This is a genomic window from Pseudomonas gorinensis, from assembly GCF_042015035.1.
GTDB lineage: Bacteria > Pseudomonadota > Gammaproteobacteria > Pseudomonadales > Pseudomonadaceae > Aquipseudomonas > Aquipseudomonas gorinensis.
On record NZ_CP167125.1, the window covers coordinates 1,465,799 to 1,481,262 of the forward strand.

Here is a 15,464-nt window from a genome sequence, read left to right on the forward strand (position 1 = left end):
AATCCATGTGGGCGGATCAACCCTAAAGTCAGTCAAGCGTACATTGCTTTCTGTAGGAGCGAGCTTGCTCGCGAAAAACCTCAACGATAACGCGTGCTTCCTGAATGAACGCGGCGCCTGTGAGTTTTTCGCGAGCAAGCTCGCTCCTACAAAAAAAGCCTTAACTGACTGGCGTTAGGTAAGCCCCCCGCCCACATCGGATTCCTGTCAGCCTTTCCAGACGTGTGGGTTAACCAGGTCCTGCGGGCGTTGGCCCAGCAGGGCGGCGCGCAGGTTGTCCAGCGCGCGGTTGGCCATGGCTTCGCGGGTTTCGTCGGTGGCCGAGCCGATATGCGGCAGGGTCACCGCGTTGCTCAGTTGAAACAGCGGCGATTCGCTCAGCGGTTCTTTCTCGTACACATCCAGGCCGGCGCCGCGAATGGTGTGGTTTTGCAGGGCCTGGATCAGTGCCGGTTCATCCACCACCGGGCCACGGGAAATGTTGATCAGGATGGCGCTGGATTTCATCAGCCCCAGTTCGCGGGTGCTGATCAGGTGACGGGTCTTGTCGCTCAACGGCACGACCAGGCAGACGAAATCCGCCTCGGCCAGCAATTGGTCCAGGCTGCGAAACTGTGCGCCCAGTTCCTGTTCCAACGCGGTCTTGCGGCTGTTGCCGCTGTACAGGATCGGCATGTTGAACCCCAGGCGCCCGCGACGGGCCACGGCCGCGCCGATATTGCCCATGCCGACGATGCCGAGGGTCTTGCCATGCACATCGCAGCCAAACAGCGGTGCGCCAACACTGGCTTTCCACTGGCCGGCCTTGGTCCACGCATCCAGTTCGGCCACGCGGCGCGCGCTGCTCATCAACAGGGCGAAGGCCAGGTCGGCGGTGCTTTCGGTAAGTACGTCAGGGGTGTTGGTGAGCATGATCCCGCGCTCGTTGAAGTACGGCACGTCATAGTTGTCGTAGCCCACCGACACGCTGGAGACCACTTCCAGCCTGCTCGCCCCTTCGAGCTGTTCGCGGCCCAGCTTGCGGCCTACGCCGATCAGGCCATGGGCATGGGGCAGGGCTTCGTTGAACTGTGCATTGATGTCACCCAGCTTGGGGTTGGGCGCGATCACCTCGAAATCCTGTTGCAGGCGTTCGATCATGGGCGGGGTGATACGGCTGAAGGCGAGGACAGTCTTTTTCATTGCAGGCGGGCTCATCGACTACGGAAGAATGCCAAGCACGCTAACATTCCTGGTTACGATTGTCAGGACATGCACCACTGTAGGAGATCCCGCTGAATCTCCGACTCAGCGCTGCCGCACAGCAACGCCTGTGGCGAGCGGGCTGTTGTGGCAAGCCCTAATGCCGTTCAGTTAAGGCTTTTTTGTAGGAGCGAGCTTGCTCGCGAAGAACTCACAGGCGCCGCGTTGATTCAGGAAACACGCGTGATCGTTGACGTTTTTCGCGAGCAAGCTCGCTCCTACAGAAGGCGATGTACGCTTAACTGAACGGCATTATGGCAAACCCGCTCGCCACAACAGCCCGCTCACTACACAAGTGGGGTCGTTTAATATCAGTTCGCCATCCGCACGCTGCCCAGGCTGCCGCTCACCTCATACGCCACCAGTTCCGCCTGGTGCGCCGCCAGAATCTCCGGCAGCGAGCCGCGCAGGTATTCCACCCACGTCTTGATCTTCGCATCCAGGTACTGGCGCGACGGGTAGATGGCGTACAGGTTCAATTCCTGGGACCGGTAGTTGGGCATGACCCGCACCAGCGTGCCGTTGCGCAAGCCTTCGATGGCGGCGTACACCGGCAGCAGGCCGACGCCCATGCCGCTGGTGATCGCGGTTTTCATCGCGTCGGCCGAGTTCACCAGGAACGGCGAGGTGTTGATCGCTACGCTTTCCTGGCCTTCGGGGCCGTTGAAGGTCCATTTGTCCAGTTGGATCACCGGGCTGACCAGGCGCAGGCACGCGTGGTTGAGCAAGTCATGGGGGCGTTGCGCGCAGCCCTTGGCCTTGACGTAATCCGGCGAGGCACAGGCGATGCTGTAGGTAATGCCCAGGCGCTGGGACACGAAACCCGAATCCGGCAGCTCGCTGGCCAGCACGATGGACACGTCGTAGCCCTCGTCGAGCAGGTCTGGCACGCGGTTGGCCAGGGTCAGGTCGAAGGTCACGTCGGGATGAGTCCGGCGGTAGCGCGCAATCGCATCGATGACGAAATGCTGGCCGATACCGGTCATGGTATGCACTTTCAACTGCCCGGCCGGGCGTGCATGGGCGTCACTGGCCTCGGCCTCGGCCTCCTCGACATAGGCCAGGATCTGTTCGCAGCGCAGCAAATAACGTTTGCCGGCTTCTGTCAGTGCGATGCGTCGGGTGGTGCGGTTGAGCAAGCGGGTTTGCAGATGGGCCTCCAGGTTGGAGACTGCGCGCGAGACGTTGGCAGTGGTGGTGTCCAGTTGGGCGGCGGCGGCGGTGAAGCTGCCGGCTTCGGCCACGCAACTGAAAGCGCGCATGTTTTGCAAAGTGTCCATGGAGTGTTCTCAGGGGAGATAACAAATTGTGACAGAAAGTTACGCCGTCCAGTGATCCCTACCAACGGATTATCGCCTGAACGGTAACAAAGATTCACAGGAATACCAGCTTATCGCCATTCCCCTGGCCGCCTAGAATTGCGCCACCTTCCCCGCAACACCCACCTCAGGAATTCGTTCGCCGTGCCGCGTCGCATCAGCAGAGAGCTGAAGACTCTCATTTACAGGGAGCTGAAGGCTCTCAGTGTTTGCGCCTTATCGTTAGCAATCAGCGGCTGCATCGGAACCGGAGGAATCGCCCCCCAAGGCCAGGCCCTCGACGCCAATCAATTGGCCACCGACGAGGCGATCCAGAGCGCCGCGCGCGACGCCCACTGGCCCACCGCCCAATGGTGGCAAGCCTACGGCGACCCGCAATTGAACCGCTGGGTCGACCTCGCTACGCGCGACAGCCCAAGCATGGCCATCGCCGCTGCTCGGGTGCGCGAAGCGCGGGCCATGGCCGGGATTGCCGAGTCGGCCGAGTCGTTGCAGATCAACAGTGACACCACCCTCAAACGCCACAACTGGCCGAACGATCAGTTCTACGGCCCGGGTGCATTGAGCGGTTCCAACACCTGGGACAACAATACGTCCCTGGGCTTCAGCTACGCACTCGACCTGTGGGGCCGCGAAAGCAACGCCACCGAACGTGCCGTCGACCTGGCGCACATGAGCGCGGCCGAAGCCCGCCAGGCTCAGCTGGAATTGCAGAACAACGTGGTACGCGCCTATATCCAGCTGTCGTTGCACTACGCCAACCGCGATATCGTCGCGGCGACGTTGGCCCAGCAACAGCAGATTCTCGACCTGGCCAATAAGCGCCTGAACGCGGGGATCGGCACCCATTTCGATGTCAGCCAGGCCGAAACCCCGCTGCCGGAAACCCACCGTCAATTGGATGCGCTGGACGAAGAAATCGCCCTGAGCCGTAACCAGTTGGCCGCGTTGGCGGGCAAGGGGCCCGGGGAGGGCGCGCAGTTGCAACGCCCCACGTTGTCCCTTGCGGCACCCCTGAAGTTGCCATCGAGCCTGCCGGTGCAACTGCTTGGCCAGCGTCCCGACGTGGTCGCCAGCCGTTGGCAGGTCGCGGCGCAAGCCCGTGGCATCGATGTGGCGCATGCCGGTTTCTATCCCAATGTCGACCTGGTCGGCAGCCTCGGCTACATGGCCACCGGCGGTGGCCTGCTGGGCTTTCTCGCCGGCAAGAAATTCAATTACAACGTCGGCCCGGCGATCACCTTGCCCATTTTCGATGGCGGCCGCCTGCGGGCAGAGTTGGGCGAGGCCAGCGCCGGCTATGACATTGCCGTGGCGCGCTACAACCAGACCCTGGTCAATGCGCTCAAGGGCATCAGCGACCAGTTGATCCGCCGCGAATCCATGGACAAGCAGGCGGGTTTTGCCGCGCAGTCGGTGGCCTCGGCGCAGAAAACCTACGACATCGCGATGATCGCCTACCAGCGTGGCCTTACCGACTACCTCAATGTGCTGAACGCCCAGACCCTGTTGTTCCGCCAGCAGCAAGTCGAGCAGCAAGTGCAGGCGGCCCGCTTGAGCGCGCATGCCGAACTGGTGACCGCCCTGGGCGGCGGCGTCAGAGCCGGCGACGACGTTCCGCAGGACACCAGGACCCTCCCGAGCAAAACCCCTGCGGCGCTTGCCGTGTTTGATCACTGAGTAGGCGTTCATGACTCCCTTGCCTGCACCGCTGCGCTGGTTGCACTCCCTTGAGTGGCGCCGTGGCTTTTTCGACTGGGCACGCAGTGATGGCGTGACTTGGGTGTACATCTTCAAGGTACTGATCGCTGCCTTCCTCACGCTGTGGCTGGCCATGCGTCTGGAACTGCCGCAACCGCGCACCGCGATGATCACCGTGTTTATCGTGATGCAACCGCAGAGCGGGCAGGTGTTCGCCAAGAGCTTCTATCGTTTCCTCGGCACCCTCGCGGGGTCGGCGGTGATGGTGTTGTTGATTGCGTTGTTTGCGCAGAACACCGAGTTGTTCCTGGGGGCGCTGGCGATCTGGGTCGGCATTTGCACCGCTGGCGCGACACGCAATCGCAACTTTCGCGCCTACGGGTTTGTCCTCGCGGGCTATACAGCGGCGATGGTCGGCTTGCCGGCCCTGGCCCATCCCGATGGCGCCTTTATGGCGGCGGTATGGCGGGTGTTGGAAATCTCCTTGGGGATTCTCTGTTCCACGCTGGTCAGCGCCGCGATCCTGCCGCAGACCTCCAGCGCCGCGATGCGCAATGCGTTGTACCAACGCTTCGGCGTGTTCGCGCTGTTCGTCACCGATGGCCTGCGCGGGCGCAGCCAGCGTGAAGGGTTCGAGGCCGCCAATGTGCGCTTTATCGCCGAAGCCGTGGGCCTGGAAGGGTTGCGCAGCCTCACCGTATTCGAAGACCCGCACATGCGTCGACGCAACGGCCGGCTCAGTCGTCTCAACAGCGAGTTCATGAGCATCACCACGCGCTTCAATGCCTTGCACCAGTTGCTCGAACGCCTGCGCGCCGACGCTGCCGATCACGTTGTCGCGGCGATCAAGCCGGGGTTGCAGGACCTTGCCGAAGTGCTCGACGGTTTCTCCGGGCGTGCCCTGACCAGCCCCGATGCCGCGCGCCTGGTCAACCAACTGAGCGCCTACAAGGACGGCCTGCCCGCCAAGGTGCGCAGCCTGCGCGCGATCTTCCAGGAGGGGCACCCGAGCGAGGCCGAGCAGCTGGATTTCCACACCGCCTACGAGCTGCTCTACCGCTTTGTCGACGACCTGCACAACTACGCGCAGACCCACGCCTCCCTGGCCGACCACAGCCATGCCCGCGAGCAGTGGGACGAAACCTTCAGCCCGAAAACCAACTGGCTGGCCTGCGCCGCCTCGGGCATTCGCGCATCGTTCATCCTGATCGTGCTCGGCAGTTACTGGGTTGCCACCGCCTGGCCCAGCGGCGCCACCATGACCATGATCGCCGCCGCCACCGTCGGCCTGTCCGCCGCCACGCCCAACCCCAAGCGCATGGCGTTCCAGATGGCCTGCGGCACGTTCATCGGCGCGCTGGTCGGCTTTGTCGAAATGTTCTTCGTGTTCCCCTGGATCGATGGCTTCCCGTTGCTGTGCGTGATGCTCGCGCCGGTGATCATCCTCGGCGCCTTCCTCGCTTCACGTCCGCAATACGCCGGGGTGGGCGTGGGCCTGCTGATCTTTTTCAGCACCGGTTCGGTGCCGGATAACCTCACGGTCTACAACCCCTACAGCTTTATCAATGACTACATCGCCATGATCCTCGGCATGCTGGTGTGCGCGGCGGCGGGGGCGATCATCCTGCCGCCCAACAGCCGCTGGCTGTGGCGCCGCCTGGAGCAGGACCTGCGCGAGCAAGTGGTGTATGCGATCAGCGGCAAGCTCAAGGGCCTGGCGTCGAGTTTCGAAAGCCGTACCCGCGACCTGCTTCACCAGGCCTACGGCCTCGCCGTCGGCCAGCCGCAGGTGCAGCGCGATTTGCTGCGCTGGATGTTCGTGGTGCTGGAAGTCGGCCACGCGATCATCGAGTTGCGCAAGGAACAGGCGATCCTGCCGGTGCACCCGGCCTATGCCGAATCCCAGCCGTGGCGCCAGGCGATCCGGGTAATGGGGCGCTCGCTGGTGCGACTGTTCCTGCAACCCAGCGCGAGCAACCTGGAGCGCGGGCTGATTGCCGTCGACCACGCGATCAGCCGTGTACAGGCCACCGACGAACCCTTCGCCCCGCACTTCGACACATCCGCCCTGCGCCGGGTGAAGAGCTACCTGCACTTTATCCGCACCTCGTTGCTGGACCCGCAATCGCCGTTGGCGGCCCTCAAAGGATCCCCGCATGCCTCGTGAAATCGCCTTCCACGGCGTCTATATGCCGACCATGACCCTGATGTTCTTGATCGCGGCGGGCCTGGCCTGGGCGCTTGATCGCTTCCTGGCCGGGTTCGACCTGTACCGTTTTTTCTGGCACCCGGCGTTGCTGCGCCTGAGCCTGTTCGTTTGCCTGTTCGGCGCCCTAGCGCTGACCGTCTACCGTTGAGAATGCCCCGATGAAAAAGTTTTTCAGCCTGCTTGCGACCTTGCTGGTACTGGCTTTGGCAATCTGGATTGGCCGCACGCTGTGGGTGCATTACATGGAGACACCCTGGACCCGCGACGGCCGTGTGCGCGCCGACATCATCAACGTCGCGGCCGACGTCACCGGCGAAGTGGTCGACGTGCCGGTGCGCGACAACCAGTTGGTGAAAAAGGGCGACCTGCTGATGCAGATCGACCCCGAGCACTACCGCATCGCCGTCAAGCAAGCGCAGTCCCTGGTGGCGTCCCGCAAAGCCACCTGGGAAATGCGCAAGGTCAACGCTCACCGCCGTGCCGACCTTGACGCCCTGGTGATCTCCAAGGAAAACCGCGACGACGCCAGCAACATCGCCGACTCGGCCCTGGCCGACTACCAGCATGCGCTGGCGCAACTGGAAGCCGCCGAACTGAACTTGAAGCGCACGCAAGTGGTGGCGGCCGTCGACGGTTACGTCACCAACCTCAATGTGCATCGCGGCGACTACGCGCGCATCGGTGAAGCGAAGATGGCCGTGGTCGATATGAATTCGTTCTGGGTCTACGGCTTCTTCGAAGAAACCAAGCTGCCCCACGTGAAAGTCGGTGACAAAGCCGATATGCAACTGATGAGCGGCGAGACGTTGAAGGGGCACGTAGAAAGCATCTCGCGCGGCATCTACGACCGCGACAACCCGGAGAGTCGCGAGTTGATCGCCGATGTGAACCCGACCTTCAACTGGGTGCGCCTGGCCCAGCGCGTGCCGGTGCGGATTCATATCGATGAAGTGCCCGAAGGCGTGTTGTTGGCGGCGGGGATCACCTGCACGGTGATTGTCGACCCTCTCCAGCACTGAACATCTGCCGGGGTTGCCGGGTCGTGACCATGACCTACGGCCCAAACCTTACCAGCATGCGTTGTCCCACCCGCAGCGACTGCGGCGCCGGTTGATCGAACGCCAATATGCATTCAACCGTACGTGTATTGGCCCTGACCAAGGCGTCGTCTTCCAGGGTGCTGTTGCCCAGTACCGCGCTGATCCGCACCACATGGGCAGACAGCACAACGGAGCCTGCGGCGCTGTCATCGGTGACTTCGGCCTTCATCCCGGGGAGCACCACGCCGGTGAAGGACTCATTGAGCTCGGCCCTGACGATACGCGCCTGGTTCGGCAACAACACGAAGGCCGGCCCGGACTGTGCGGAGACCGCGGCGCCGGGTTGAATCAGGCGACGAACCACTTCGGCGTCGACCGGCGCACGCAGACTGTGTTTCGCCAGTTCGTAGCGTGCCGCAGTCAGCTTGTTCGCCGCGACTTCAGCGTCTGTCTGGGTCTTTTCAATCTCGTCGCGCAAGCGCTCGGCGGCCTCGTGGGCCTCATCGGCACTCTGGCTGTCGCCGGCGCCTGCCTTGGCGGCGGCGGTCAGGCGGCTGGCCTGCTGCTCGGCAAACTTAAGCTGCCTTGCCAACTGTTTGGCTTGAGTCTGCACCTGTCGTTGCTCGGTCAGCGCGGCGCTGACCGCCAGCTGTGCCAGTTCGCTGTCCAACGTGGCGAGCAATTGGCCTTTCTTGACCTGCTCGCCCTCCGCCACCTTGATCTCGGCGACCACGCCGTCGCGGCTCACGCCGAGCTTGAGCAAACCGCCTTCCACATCGATACGGCCGCGAGCGACGGCCAGGTAGGCGGGGGCCGATGACGTCGGCTGAGGGGGCGCATCTTCACGGGAGCAGGCGCTCAGCAATACAAGTGCGGTATTCAGAAGCAGCCAAGAGCGAAGCGAACGCGCGTTCATACAGAATGTTCCTGGGTACCGACCGTAGCGGCCGGTGGGAAGGGAAGGGATTGATCGTTCAAAATGCGGCCGTCCTCGATGGTCAACACGCGGTCGGAGTTACTGATCAGGCGCGGATCGTGGCTGACGCACAGCACCGTGGTCCCGCGTGTGCGAGCGATGCGGTGCAAAATATCGATCACGATTTGACCGTTGGCCGCATCGAGGGCGCTGGTCGGTTCGTCGGCGAACAACAACTCGGGGGCCTTCGCCACGGCGCGTGCAATGGCTACGCGCTGCTTTTCGCCGCCGGACAATTCGGCCGGGCGCAGTTTCATGCGCGGGCCCAGCCCGACATCCTCCAGCGCCTCGATGGCGCGTGCTCGGACTTCCGTGCTCGGCAGCCCCAGGTAGCTCAAGGGCAGTTCGACCTGTTGCTGCGCAGTCAAGGCTGGAAACAGGTTGAACCCCTGGAATATGAAGCCGGTGTGCCGCAGGCGAAAATACTCCAGGGCCCGCGTGTCGAGGCTTGAAAGGTCGTGCCCCAGGGCCGATGCGCTGCCACGGTCGGGCTGCTGCAAGCCGCTGAGAATCGCCAGTAGCGTGCTTTTGCCACAACCGGACGGACCTGAGATCAGGGTCAGCTCGCCGGGTCGTATCGCCAAGCTAATGTCATGCATCACTGGGGTTACGACCCGCCCCGAGGTGAATGATTTACTGATATTGCTGGCTTGCAGGGTGAAGGGTGGGGCGGATGTCAGGAGGCTCATGGCAGTGCTATCTCAGAAGGCTGGCCGGGTCGGCATGGCGTAAGGTGCGGATGGCCGCCAGGCCCGACACAAGTGCCAGGAGCATGCTCAGGAACAGGCAGGCTACGGCCGCGACGGGCGAGAGCTGCACCGGCACGTTGTAGTGCGCCGCCAGGGCGAAGAACAGGCCGGCGAGCACCGAACTGCCCAGCAGCCCCAGTGCCCCGACCCAGAAAGCCTGCTCCATGACCACTTTGCGCAGGGCGTTCACGCCGACGCCAAGGGCGTTCAAGGTGGCGTACTCGCGGATGGAACCCACGACGGCGGCGACCAGCGTCTGGCTGGTGATGACCGCGCCCACCAGGAACACAATCGCGGCCAGAAACAGCACGCCGGCCCCGGCACCGGTGTCGAACATCCAATACATCTGCGAGCGTTGGGCGAACTGTTTTGCGGTCCATACCGCGTAGTTGCCGAACGCGCGGCCGTCGCTCAGGCGCGCGGCAACAGCGCCTGCCTGAGCCGGATCGCGCACTTTGGCCACCAGGTAGGTAATGCGGTCCGCTGCCGTGGTGGTGTCGAGCTGTCGGGCAGTGGCCAGCGACGCCAGCACGTTGACCCCGCCCAGCGCGCGCAGGCCGCTGGTGACGCCCACCACGCGCACACGTTGCCCGTTGATGGTCGCGGCGTCCCCCAGGTTCACGCCGAGGGTGCTCAGGTCGGCGCGGTCAACGATCACCGCGCCGGGCTCGGCCAGGCGGGCGCGCAGTGCCGTCGGCAGGGCGCGCGCAAACATCAGGCCGTCTGGCCCGGCGTCGATGCCGCTGACAAACACCGACACGCCACCGGTATCTCGCGCACCGCGCCAATCGGCGTCGACCCAGCGAAACGACTCGACGCGCAGTACGTCGGCGTCCATGCGCAGGCGCATTTCCACGCCCGCATCGATCGGTCTCCCGAGGTTGACGCTTTGCGTGCCGGGGTAACCGACCCAGAGGTCAGCCGTAGAGCCGGTGATATAGACGCTGGCACTGCCGAAAATACCCAGCACCAGCGCGGCCTGGAGCAACTGCAGCAACCCCGCGAAGCCCACGGCAATCATCGCGGGCAGGAAGCGCCGCCATTCGTGGACCAGTGTCAGACGGGCAAGCGCCACCATCAGTCAGCATCCTTCAAGGTCGGGTTCGGTAACGGCGCGCCGCCCAGGGCTTTATAAAGCGCGATGTAGGCGATGTCCCGTTCGGTGCTTGCGCTGTCGGCCTGTTGCATGGTTTGGAGCGCCTGCACGTTGGCGGTCGTCAGCTCCAGTGGGCTCATGAGCCCCAGGCGTGCCCGGTGTTGCAAGGCCTCCAGGTGGGTCTGTGTCGCCCTCTGGGCCTGGCGCGAGGCGTGCTCGCGCAGGCGCGTTTGTTCGAGGTCACTCAGGGCGATTTCGGCTTCGGCGACGCCTTGCAACACCGCCTGGCGATAAGCCAGAACCGCGGCCTGCAACAGGTGGCCTTTGGCGCGCGCGGTGGCGACACGTTGGCCCCAGTCGAACAACGGGATACTGATCCCCGGCCCTGCGGAGAAAATGCTGTTGCCGTTGGGCGTGTGCTTGCGGTTGCTGGCAATGTTCAGCGACCACTGCAATGAGGCGCCCAGGCTGAGGTGCGGGTAGATATCGGCACGGCTCATCCCCAACTCCCCGGCGGCCACGAGCACCTCGGCCTCGGCGTTGGTAATTTCCGGGCGTGTGCGCAGCAGGTCCGCCGGCACGCTGTTGAGTTGCCATTGGCCGAGTGCGGGCTGTGGTCCGGGCTTCAGCCAGCGAGGGTCGGGCCCGGGGCGACCGGCCAACAGCGCCAACTGCTGCACATGGCGTTGGATCTGTTGTTGTGGCGCGCTCAGTTGCCTCTCGGCCCGCGCCAGTTCAGCCTCGGCGTCCGCCACGTCAGCGTGCGGCGCCAGGCCAAGCTGCTCGCGCACACGCAGCAGCGCCAGTTTTTCCTGCTGCGCGTCACGAATGGCCGTCAGCGCGCGTTCGGCTTGTTGCGCCGAACGCAGCTCAACCCACTGCCGGGTGACCTCGGCGACCAGCGACACCTGGACGCTGCGCAAGTCGGCGGCCACCAGCGCCTGGTTACCCTCAGCGATGCGATCCGCGCTCTGCCTGGCCCCGAACAGTGGCAGTTCCCACTGCGCATCGAAGCCGATCAAGAAGTACGAACTGCTGGTGTCCGGGCTTATCGCGTCGTGGGTCTTGACCCCGAGCGAGGGCAGATAGGGGGCTTGCGCATGTTGGCTCAACACACGCGCAGCCCGCAGGCGCTCGACTGCGGCGGCGACGTCGAGGTTGTTTTGCAGTGCCTGATCCACCAGGGTATCGAGTTCAGGATCATTGAATGCCTGCCACCACCGATTGAGGTCGGGCCTGGCCGGCGCCAGAGGGGACGGTGCGTTGCGCCATGCCTCGGGCGCGGGCGGTTTCAACGCGGGCAGAGGCGCGACCGAACAGCCTGTCACCGCAGTTAACCCCAGTGACAGTGTGAGCAGCGTCCGACAGGCGCGCGATGTGTTTGAAGGCTTGATAGGGGTCACCCAAGAGGTACCGGAACGGCTGTGCTGAATCGATGCGGACAGCGATCAACGACAAGCAGGCATGAGGTCTGAGCGCGTTGCGTCAGAAGTCAGCGCGTGACTCTATCGAGAGTGTCCGTTCAGTTCTGTAGCGAAATTGTATTGACACCCATGAGGGGGGCTCAGGGCGATGGGCTGCGCGCGCAAGCGTGGGGGGAGCTTGCGCGCGTATTGGCGGGGTGTTGCCTGTGGGTTCAGGCCTGGCAGTACGTCTCGTGCAAATGACGCCACAACAGCGCGCCGCTGGCCTGTTTCTCGAATACCACCGTGGCCCGGCGATCGGTCTGGGTGCCGCTGTCGTCGATCTGATGTTCGCGGTAACTGACGACGGCGCCGCGTGCATGCCGGTCAATGCCGATCAGTTCGCTCAAGGTTATCTTCAACCCTGGCCGCTGCCCGCCCAGGCGGGTGAACAGGTACTTGACCCCTGCCGCGTTCATGCGTGTGCCGGTGGAGGGCGCAATCATGCTGAACTCCGGCGAGAAGCGCGCGAGCAGCCTCTGCAGGGTGTCTTCAGGTGCCACGCCGGCAAACCACTGTTCGATCTCGACGTGGGTCTGGATCACTTCCTCGAAAAAGTCGCTGTAGTCGATCATTTACAAACTCCTATTCAAACCAAAGCGTTTTTTCAACACGGTTTCCAATAATCCTTTGGGCAACAACGCTGCCATCAACGGCAACGCCCGACTGCCATTGCCCGCGCGCAACAGGCGCGGCGGCTGTGGTTGTTGCACGGCCTTGAGCACATCCGCTGCAAACACGCTGGCCGGGGTGGGCTTGTCCTGGGAGGCCTGGCTGCGTGCCCGGATACCCTCGCGCAACGGCCACCACGGCGATTGTTCGTTGATCAACAGCTCAGCCTGGGCCCCGGCGTTTTTTGCAAAGCTTGTATTAATGGCGCCGGGCTGCACTTCCATCACGCGGATGCCAAACGGCGCCAGTTCCATGCGCAATGCATCGCTCAGCGCATGCACCGCCGCCTTGGAGGCGCAGTAGGCGCCAGCGAACGGCGTGACCAATACGCCGGAAACGCTGCCGATATTCACCACCAGGCCTTTGCTGCGGCGCAGGGCCGGGAACAGCGCCTGGGTCACGCCGACGAGGGCAAATACATTGGTCTCGAACTGGCGCTGCATCGCCTCGGTACCGCCGTCGAGCAGCGGGCCCATGGCGCCGTAGCCGGCGTTGTTGACCAGCACATCCAGCTCGCCCAGTTGTTCGGCCAGGCGCTGCAATGCGGCGCTGTCGTTGACGTCGAGTTCGACGGCATTGAAACCCGCGGCGGCGAGGGCGGTGACGTCTTCCGGGCGGCGGGCGCTGGCCCACACGTTGAAGCCGGCGGATTTGAAGGCATCGGCCAGGGCGCGGCCAATACCGCTGGAGCAACCGGTGATCAGTACGTTGGGCATGGATCAGTCCTTTGTCAGTCCGAGAAACTGCCTTGCAGGTGCTCGGCGCGAAATTCCAGGGTTTGCGGGCGATAGCCGGGGCGCAGGGGCGGGGTGGGCAGGCAGTCGTCCCAGGTGGCGCCGGCCTGCAACTCGCCGGGGCCACGATAGCGGGGGGCCGCGTAGACGTTATCGGCCAGGTTGACCGTGTCACCCGGCGCATAGGCGGCGACGCGCCAGCGCAGTTCGGTCAGCGGTACGTCGTTGCCGTTGTTCAGGGTCAGTTTCAGTGGGCGGTCGGCGGGGCATTCCTGCGGCGCGTAGCTGATGCGCAACTCGAGGCGCGCCAGTTGCGAGGCTTCGCGGTTGTCCAGCCAGACCACCCAGACCGCGACAAGGCCCAGGCCGGCAGCGGCGGCAAGCGATACCGGCAGCGCCTTGGCCGGGTAGCGCAGCAGGAGGATCAACCAGGTGATGATCAGGAGAACGCCGAAGAACATGGAGACCACCTCGAATAGGGAACGAGCATCCTAACTTAAGCGTAGGTGGGATTGGCTACCTTGAGTGCTGTGGTGGCCGGGTGGGCCTCATCGGGGGCAAGCCCCCTCCCACACTTGAATGTATTCACAGATCAAAGGTGGGAGGGGGCTTGCCCCCGATGAGGCCCTCACAGCCAGCACAAATCCCAAACAAAAAGCCCCCACCCAACCCACTGCGGATAGGGGACGCAATGGGTTGGGCGAGGGCTTCTTGTACGACTGTTTTACTGCGCGATAGTTTTCACCGACACGCCACGTTCAACCGGCGTCGAGCGACCGTAGATATCTTCAAACCGCTCGATATCGTCTTCGCCCAGATAGCTGCCCGATTGCACTTCGATGATCTCCAGCGGGATCTTGCCCGGGTTGCGCAAGCGGTGCACCGAGGCGATCGGGATGTAGGTGGATTGGTTCTCGGTGAGCAGGAACACGTTCTCGTCACAGGTCACTTCGGCCGTGCCGCTGACCACGATCCAGTGTTCGGCGCGGTGGTGGTGCATCTGCAGCGACAGGCATGCGCCCGGCTTGACCGAGATGTGCTTGACCTGGAAGCGCCCGCCCATGTCCACCGAGTCGTAGGAGCCCCACGGACGGTAGACTTCGCAGTGGTTCTGGGTTTCGCTGCGGCCCTGTTCGTTGAGGGTCGCGACCATCTGCTTGACGCCCTGGACCTTGTCCTTGTGGGCAATCATCATCGCGTCCTTGGTTTCCACCACCACGATGTTGTCCAGGCCGATCACCGATACCAGCTTGCCGTTGCCATGGATCATGCAGTTCTTGCTGTCCTGGATCACGACGTCGCCCTTGGTGACGTTGCCGTTGATGTCTTTATCGTTGACCGCCCACAGCGAGGCCCAGCAACCCACGTCGCTCCAGCCGGCACTCAGCGGTACCACGCAGGCGCGTTGGGTTTTTTCCATCACGGCGTAGTCGATGGAGTTGTCCGGGCAGCAGGCGAAGGTGGCTTCGTCGAAGGTCACGGTATCGGCGGTCTGCTCGCTGCGTTCCAGGGTCAGCACGCAGGTGTCGTAGATGTCCGGATCGTGTTTTTTCAGCTCTTCGAGGAAACGGCTGGCGCGGAACAGGAACATGCCGCTGTTCCAGAAGTAACCGCCGCTTTTGACGAACTCGATGGCGCGTTTTTCATCGGGTTTTTCCACGAACTGTTGCACGCGGCTCACGCCTTCGGGCAGCAGCGAATCGTTGGTGGACTTGATGTAGCCATAGCCGGTTTCCGGGCGGGTCGCCGGCACGCCGAACAGCACCATCTCGCCTCGCTCGGCAGCCACGGTGGCCAGGGCCAGGGCGCGTTGCAGGGCTTTCTGGTCGTCGATCACGTGGTCGGCGGGCAGGACCAGCATCAATTCGTCGCGGCCTTCGTTGACCAGCATCATCGCGGTCAGGGCCACGGCCGGCGCGGTGTTGCGGCCGAAGGGTTCCATCAGGATGCGCTGGCTTTCCAGCTTGCGCGCGCTCAGTTGCTCGTTGACGATGAAACGGTGGTCTTTGTTGCAGACCACGATCGGCGCGTCCATGCCTTCGAATACCAGGCGTTCCAGGGTTTGTTGGAACAGCGTGTGCTCGCCGGTCAGAGCCAGGAATTGTTTCGGGAACTGTTTACGGGAAAGCGGCCAAAGACGTGAGCCGCTACCACCGGAAAGGATTACTGGGATCATGTGTTTCTCCTTGAATCAATTTGGGTCAGAGCTACGAAGGTTTGTCGTTTCACTCTTGTTTTTGTCTCGGTCCGAACTGACGCCTCT

14 protein-coding genes are annotated in these 15,464 nt (G+C 63.3%); 4 read left to right on the top strand and 10 right to left on the bottom strand.

Annotation, left to right across the window (positions count from 1 at the left end):
- Positions 1-207: 207 nt before the first annotated feature.
- Both AB7933_RS06645 and AB7933_RS06650 read right to left on the bottom strand, forming a co-directional pair.
- On the bottom strand, positions 208-1,182 hold the full coding sequence (locus AB7933_RS06645) for a 2-hydroxyacid dehydrogenase (RefSeq protein WP_024073535.1): 975 nt from the start codon (positions 1,180-1,182) through the stop codon (positions 208-210).
- A gap of 371 nt (positions 1,183-1,553) precedes the next feature.
- The gene (locus AB7933_RS06650; RefSeq protein WP_024073536.1) at positions 1,554-2,522 is read right to left on the bottom strand and encodes a LysR family transcriptional regulator; all 969 of its coding nucleotides are present in this window, start codon (positions 2,520-2,522) and stop codon (positions 1,554-1,556) included.
- A 183-nt stretch (positions 2,523-2,705) separates the two neighbouring features.
- On the opposite strand from AB7933_RS06650, the gene AB7933_RS06655 reads away from it, so the two are divergent.
- Genes AB7933_RS06655 through AB7933_RS06670 form a run of 4 tightly spaced genes read left to right on the top strand, consistent with a single transcriptional unit; the run spans position 2,706 to position 7,490 of the window.
- Positions 2,706-4,241: an efflux transporter outer membrane subunit gene (locus AB7933_RS06655; RefSeq protein WP_024073537.1), complete on the top strand. Its 1,536-nt coding sequence runs from the start codon at positions 2,706-2,708 to the stop codon at positions 4,239-4,241.
- Positions 4,242-4,251: 10 nt separating this feature from the next.
- Positions 4,252-6,429, top strand: coding sequence for an FUSC family protein (locus tag AB7933_RS06660; protein WP_024073538.1), 2,178 nt, complete (start codon positions 4,252-4,254; stop codon positions 6,427-6,429).
- Entirely contained in the window at positions 6,419-6,619 is a 201-nt protein-coding gene (locus AB7933_RS06665) for a DUF1656 domain-containing protein (RefSeq protein WP_010565658.1), read from the top strand. The genes AB7933_RS06660 and AB7933_RS06665 overlap by 11 nt, the downstream gene beginning before the upstream one ends.
- Positions 6,620-6,629: 10 nt before the next feature.
- The gene (locus tag AB7933_RS06670; protein ID WP_024073539.1) at positions 6,630-7,490 is read left to right on the top strand and encodes an HlyD family secretion protein; all 861 of its coding nucleotides are present in this window, start codon (positions 6,630-6,632) and stop codon (positions 7,488-7,490) included.
- A 34-nt stretch (positions 7,491-7,524) separates the two neighbouring features.
- On the opposite strand, the gene AB7933_RS06675 is transcribed toward AB7933_RS06670, so the two are convergent.
- From AB7933_RS06675 to AB7933_RS06710, 8 genes are all read right to left on the bottom strand, one after another.
- Positions 7,525-8,427, bottom strand: coding sequence for an HlyD family secretion protein (locus tag AB7933_RS06675; RefSeq protein WP_024073540.1), 903 nt, complete (start codon positions 8,425-8,427; stop codon positions 7,525-7,527).
- Entirely contained in the window at positions 8,424-9,176 is a 753-nt protein-coding gene (locus AB7933_RS06680; protein WP_024073541.1) for an ABC transporter ATP-binding protein, read from the bottom strand. Before AB7933_RS06680 ends, AB7933_RS06675 begins: the two co-directional genes overlap by 4 nt.
- Positions 9,177-9,183: 7 nt before the next feature.
- Positions 9,184-10,314 (bottom strand): ABC transporter permease, encoded by a 1,131-nt coding sequence (locus AB7933_RS06685; protein WP_024073542.1) that lies wholly within the window; start codon positions 10,312-10,314, stop codon positions 9,184-9,186.
- A complete protein-coding gene (locus AB7933_RS06690; RefSeq protein WP_236646001.1) occupies positions 10,314-11,660 on the bottom strand; it encodes an efflux transporter outer membrane subunit in 1,347 nt (448 codons plus the stop codon). The genes AB7933_RS06685 and AB7933_RS06690 overlap by 1 nt, the downstream gene beginning before the upstream one ends.
- A gap of 308 nt (positions 11,661-11,968) precedes the next feature.
- A complete protein-coding gene (locus AB7933_RS06695; RefSeq protein WP_024073544.1) occupies positions 11,969-12,370 on the bottom strand; it encodes a hypothetical protein in 402 nt (133 codons plus the stop codon).
- Entirely contained in the window at positions 12,371-13,183 is an 813-nt protein-coding gene (locus tag AB7933_RS06700; RefSeq protein ID WP_024073545.1) for an SDR family oxidoreductase, read from the bottom strand.
- A 14-nt stretch (positions 13,184-13,197) separates the two neighbouring features.
- Positions 13,198-13,662 (bottom strand): hypothetical protein, encoded by a 465-nt coding sequence (locus AB7933_RS06705; protein ID WP_024073546.1) that lies wholly within the window; start codon positions 13,660-13,662, stop codon positions 13,198-13,200.
- A gap of 263 nt (positions 13,663-13,925) precedes the next feature.
- On the bottom strand, positions 13,926-15,377 hold the full coding sequence (locus tag AB7933_RS06710) for a mannose-1-phosphate guanylyltransferase/mannose-6-phosphate isomerase (RefSeq protein WP_024073547.1): 1,452 nt from the start codon (positions 15,375-15,377) through the stop codon (positions 13,926-13,928).
- Positions 15,378-15,464 lie beyond the last annotated feature (87 nt).